Here is a 5689-nt window from a genome sequence, read left to right as displayed (position 1 = left end):
CATCTATCCAACTTTTTTCATATACAAATATATATCCTCTAACATTTGATGAGAGAATTGATGGACAAGGGGGATATAAAGAATACACTTTAACTAATGTTACTGATAAAACTCTTAGATATAAAATTTATGAGGAAAAAATACAAGATACTTTTGATATGTCAAAGTGGGTAGAGCTATATCCAAAAATTTTAACACTAAAACCAGGAGAAAAAGGAAAATTAAATATTTTAGTAACCTCTCCTAAAGGAACTAAAAATGGAGAGTATTTAATGAATCTTTGTATAAAAGAGATTGGTTATCCAAGTGAATCTTTAAAAAGCGAAATAGAGATATTAACAAATTTAAAAATAGAACTAGCTGGAGTAGTTGGAGATTTAAAACCAAGGTTAGATTTAAAAATTAATAAAAATAAAGTTTTTTTAAAAAATATAGGAGATATGAGATATACTTTTGAGCTATATCTTCAAGATAGTAAGGATAAAAAATCTTTTATACAAAGTGTTAGACTTTTTTCTAAAGAAAAAAAGGATATTTTACTTAATGAGAAACTTTTAAAAAATATGAAAAAATTAATAGTAACAGATAAAAATGGGGATGTATTATTGGAAAAAAGGCTAATTTAAGGGTGAAATTTTATGAGATTGGGTAAATCTAAGTTTTTGTTATTATTTTGTTTAATAAATACTTTAATATATGCTGAAAAAGCTGATGAATTAAAGGAGCTACTAGATTTTGGAATTATCACTCAAGAGGATTATGATATTTTAAGTGGTAATTTTGGAACTCAAGATGGAGAATATTTATATGAGTTAAGAATAAATGGTGTTGTAAAATCTAAAATTTATGAGGTTATTGTTAAGGATAAAAAACTTTATTTTCCACTATTTAAATTTTTTCAGTCAATAGATTTTAAAAATTATAGCAATAGTAAAAATAATCATATTGAGTTTTTTTTAGGTGATTCTTTAAAAAAGGTTGAACTTACAGAGAACTATTTTATTATGGATGGAGAGAAAATAGAGTTTCAAGAGAAATCTTTATTTAAAAATAATGAGGAAATATTTTTAAGTGAGGATATATTTAAAGAGATTTTTATGAAAGAGTTAAAAATAGATAGAAGAAATTTTAGAATAGCTATGTTTTTAAACTTTTCAACTCCAAAGGATATAGAGCTTCGTGTTTCTACAATGAAGGAGGAGTTAGAAGAGAAAAAAGATCAAAATGAATTAATTTTTACTAATGAGAAAAGTATATTTGAACTAGGATATTTAAAAACTAAGTTAAGTCAAAATTTTACAAAAAATAAAAGTGAAAAAGATGGATTTGATACGGAGTGGGATGGAAGTTTAGAGTATCAAGGTTCAACTTTATATGGGCAATTGACAACTGAGTATAACTTAAAAGAGAGTGAGTTAGAAGATGTATTTTTACGTTATAATGAACTTTGGAAGAAGCATACCTTAGAGGTTGGAAGTTACTCTTTAGGAGATGACAATAAGCGAGAGCTAGGTTTATCCTTTAAAAAAGATAAGGGATATATTATTAGTTCTGATAAAGTATATATAATCAAAGAAAATGTACCTTTAGGAAGCAGGGTAGAATTAATTTATCTTGGAATTCCAATAGAGATTAAAGATTCAGAAAATGGAATTATAGAGTTTAATAATGCTGAAATTAGAGGAAATAGAGAGTATTTATTAAAAATTTATAATTTAGATGGAAGTGTTACTTTAAAAAAAATAAATACAACAGATGACTTTAATCAACAAAATAAAGGACAGATAGAATATAACGTTGATTTAAGAGAAAATGATGAATCAAAAAAAATAACTTTAAATTCAGATCTTTATTATGGATTAACAGATAATTTAACTATGGGACTTGGTTATGATAGAGAGATTGAAAAAGTTAATGAAAAATATGAGTATTTAGAAAATGGAAAACTAAATTTAACTTATGGAGATTTTTTATTTAGTTACCCCTATGTTTTAAGTGGAGATTTTAGTAAAACTTTAAATAATTTATCATATGATGATGGGAAAAATACAAAAGATAGATATGAGTATGATCTTGTTGGACAAATAGATATTGATAAAATAAGATTAAAAATTGAACAAGAAAAAAAAGGAAAGTATTATTCAGAAAAAGAATCAAATAACTATGAAATTGAATATAGACCTTTTACAGGACTTGATTTAATTTACACTTATAACGAAAAAAAATATTATTCAGGAGACTATAAAAATATCTCTAAGATAAATGCAACCTATTCTAAAAGTATAAAAAACATTTTATTTTCAACAGAGTACGAGAGAAGTACAGATTTAAATGATATTTATAGTTTAAATATTTACTATAGTGGTTTTAGAAGTTTTACAACTAGACTTGAAAATAGATGGGAAAATAATGGAAAAGATTTTGAAACAGCACTGACAATTTTTAGTAGTTCTAGCAAAGCTTTAGACTATACTGTGGAGGCTAGATATTCAGAAAAAGATAAAGAGATGATAACTTTTAGATTTAATTTGAAATATAATAACTGGTTTAATTTTGATATGTTTGCTGATAAAAAAGGAAATCAAGAGTATTCAGTGGGAATTGATAGGGTAATAGATTTAAAAAATCCAAGAGAAGAGATTAAAAGTATGGATAGCAGTAGGGTTAAAGTTATTACTTTTATAGATTTAAATAATAATAATATTTACGATGAGTCAGAACCTAAAATAAATAATGTAAAGGTAAAAATAGGTGAAAAAGAAAAAGTTACAAATGAAAAGGGAGAAGCATTTTTTTATGGTGTTCCTAATCAAGTCAAATATAATTTAAATCCAATAATTAGGAAGCCATCATTTGTACTTGGAAATAATAAAATTATAATAAAGGGAAGTAATACATCAACACTTACGGCCTATATTCCAATAAAACCTCTTTTAACTTTATCAGGAATAATAAATATTGATGATTCTTTAAAGAAAAGTAAAAGTGAGAAAATGGCAATGTATGGAGAGATTTTAATTAAAATAAAAGATTTAAATGGAAAAATTTTAGATATGAGTATACCAGATGAAACAGGAGTTTTTGAAATGAGTGGACTTCTTCCTAAAAAATATATTTTAGAAGCATCTTATTTGGGAAATACCTATGTTATTAGTGAGCTAAATAAAGAGATTCAATTAAGTTTTTTAAATTCAGAATTGAATAGTAAGTTTGCATTTAATGTATCAGCAGAATCATTTTATTAAAAAGGGAGGAAGAGATGAAATATATATTTCTTTTTTTTATGTGTACTTTAAATATATTTTCCTCACTTGAAACAGAAGTTCCAAAACTTCCTGTAGATGATTTATTAGAGAGGAATGAATTAGGAGAAATAATTGGTAGAAGAATTTTAGAAAAAAATACAACAGTTTATTTAGAAAGTAAGGTTAAAATTGTAGTTCCTCTTGAAATTATCTCTGATATAGATATAGAAGCCTTGGTTATAGATAATGAAAAATTAGAGATTCCTTTTGAAATTGAACTAAATAAGACACCTAAGAGAAAGGATTATTATAAATTAAAATATAGTGAAGATAAGATTGATATTGATTTAGATGGTGAAGTTGATACTTATATATACTCTTCAAAATTTATAAATACTAATATTTTAAGGGATAATATACTTTATATTGATGGAGAAAAAATATCTAAAGAGGGAACATTTAAAAGAAAAATTTATATGACGATAGAGGTAAGGGAGTAAAATGAGAAAATATATTATGTTACTGTTCTTATTTGTTTTAATGAAAATTACATATTGCAAAATAACAATAGAGATATTTGAGCCAATAAGATTTTTAGAGATATCCACAAGAGATTTTATAGGTGATAGAGTTGTTGGAGTTGGAACTCTTGAAATATCGACAGATGATTTAGAAAGGGATAGAGATAAAAAATTAGTATTTAATTTTCCTAAGAAAGGACTTATGACAAATAGAAAAAAATGGATTGAAATAGATGAGTACAAATTAGAAACAAAAGATAACAATTTTATAATTAAAAAAAAGGTAGAACAAGTAAAAATATATGCAATTGTAAGCAAAAGAGATTTAGATAAGGGGGAAAGTCCAGAGATAATAGAAGGAGATTATGCAGGATATGTACCTATAATTATATCTCAGTATAGTAATTTTATTCAGAGAGGGCGATAAATGAAGAAAAATTTTATATTAGCATTTTTATTATTATTTGGATTTTTAAAAGGTGAGGATTTAGAGTTTCAAATAAAAGAGGTTGATGAAAATTTAGTTTATATAAATATATTACCAAAAGAACTTACAGAAGAGGAAAAATTAATGTTTCATATTGTAAAAAATGGAGAAACATTAAATTTTATTAGCAAACTATATAAAATTAATTTAAAAGATTTAGAGTTTATTAATAAAATAGAAAATGCTAATGAGATATATGTGGGTCAAAAATTAAGATTAAAATAATGGGGAGAGATAAAAAAATGAAAAAATTAGGTAGATACTTAAAACAATTTTATATAATTTTTATCTTTCTTTTTACATTTTCTTATCTATTTTCAGAAAGAGAGATTCCTCACGAGGTCATAAAGAAAAATCCATCAAAAGAAGTTAATGAGATAAATACTTTAAAAAAAAGAAAAAATCCAGCACAATTAAATTTAACAATAAAAAAGATAAAAACAAAAGAATTGGAATTAAAAATTGATAGAGATAGACAAAAAATATTTTTTTATTTAGATGATATTTCATTAGATGATAAACTTTTTTTTATGGAAAGTAAAAAAGATATTCCAAACAGTGTAACTACTTCTGGAAGACAAGCTTTAAATAGATTAAAAAATTTAAGAAATTATAATAAAGGTTATAAATATAGAATTGATAATGTAAAAAATAGAGGACGAAAAGTTGAAATAGATTATACAGATTTACCTAAAGAGTTATATGTTGGCGTTACAAATAATAGTTATAAATTAAAAAAAATATATAAGGGAAATTTTAATAATTATAATCAACCAAGTAATAACGAAGTTACAGTAAAACTTTGGCTTTTTAGAGAGGATATGGATAAAGTAAATAATATAGTTTTAATGCCAAATAGAAATAGAAGTGGAAATATAATGATTCGGCCTAATAATGAAAGTAGTTCTCCTGAAATGTCTAATGAAAAGACAGATATACATACAGTTTTTCATATGATAGGTAAACCTTTAAATTTTGATTTTGAAGATAGTGATAAATTAACAATTGAAAATGAGACGGGGATAGGAAATGTAATAGAAAATCAAGGAAGTTTTTATAAAAATAGAAATAAATATTGTGAATTTATAACTGAAGGATATAAAGGGAAAGCAAGAGTATGGAGTGACTTTTCAGGAGTTGAAATATCTTTAGAAGAATTAGAAAAAGGAATAGACCATTATATTGAGTTTACCTTGAATCATAAATCATCAACTGGAAAACTGATTCAAAAGATTAATTATAAACTATATTTAAACTCTAAAAATTTTGATCAAATATTTCATTTTCAAAGATATCAAAATATTATAGATAAAAGTCAGGCTAAATTTAATGATTATAATGTGATACCTTTATTAAATGTAATAAGATTTATGTCAGATAAATTAGATGTAAATATTCTTCCTAATTATCAAGTTCATATAAGAGATGCAAAAAAT

General features: G+C 24.1%; 6 protein-coding genes. All 6 read left to right on the top strand.

Going from position 1 to position 5689, the window contains the following annotated elements:
• Nucleotides 1–626, top strand: a 626-nt coding sequence (locus Q0V09_RS06985) for a hypothetical protein (protein ID WP_297487898.1), incomplete at its 5' end; no start/stop codon positions are given.
• 12 nt (nt 627–638) lie between these two features.
• Nucleotides 639–3245, top strand: coding sequence for a hypothetical protein (locus Q0V09_RS06980; protein ID WP_297487896.1), 2607 nt, complete (start codon nt 639–641; stop codon nt 3243–3245).
• A 14-nt stretch (nt 3246–3259) separates the two neighbouring features.
• Nucleotides 3260–3745 (top strand): hypothetical protein, encoded by a 486-nt coding sequence (locus Q0V09_RS06975; RefSeq protein WP_297406592.1) that lies wholly within the window; start codon nt 3260–3262, stop codon nt 3743–3745.
• Nucleotide 3746: 1 nt separating this feature from the next.
• Entirely contained in the window at nt 3747–4193 is a 447-nt protein-coding gene (locus Q0V09_RS06970; RefSeq protein ID WP_297406594.1) for a hypothetical protein, read from the top strand.
• Nucleotides 4194–4478, top strand: coding sequence for a LysM domain-containing protein (locus Q0V09_RS06965; RefSeq protein ID WP_297406596.1), 285 nt, complete (start codon nt 4194–4196; stop codon nt 4476–4478).
• A 17-nt stretch (nt 4479–4495) separates the two neighbouring features.
• The coding region (locus tag Q0V09_RS06960; protein ID WP_297487894.1) for a hypothetical protein at nt 4496–5689 on the top strand (1194 nt) is incomplete at its 3' end.

This window comes from uncultured Cetobacterium sp., assembly GCF_947039425.1.
Lineage (GTDB): Bacteria > Fusobacteriota > Fusobacteriia > Fusobacteriales > Fusobacteriaceae > Cetobacterium_A.
The sequence above is the reverse complement of the archived record's forward strand: the minus strand, read 5'-3'. Positions and strand labels throughout refer to the sequence as shown.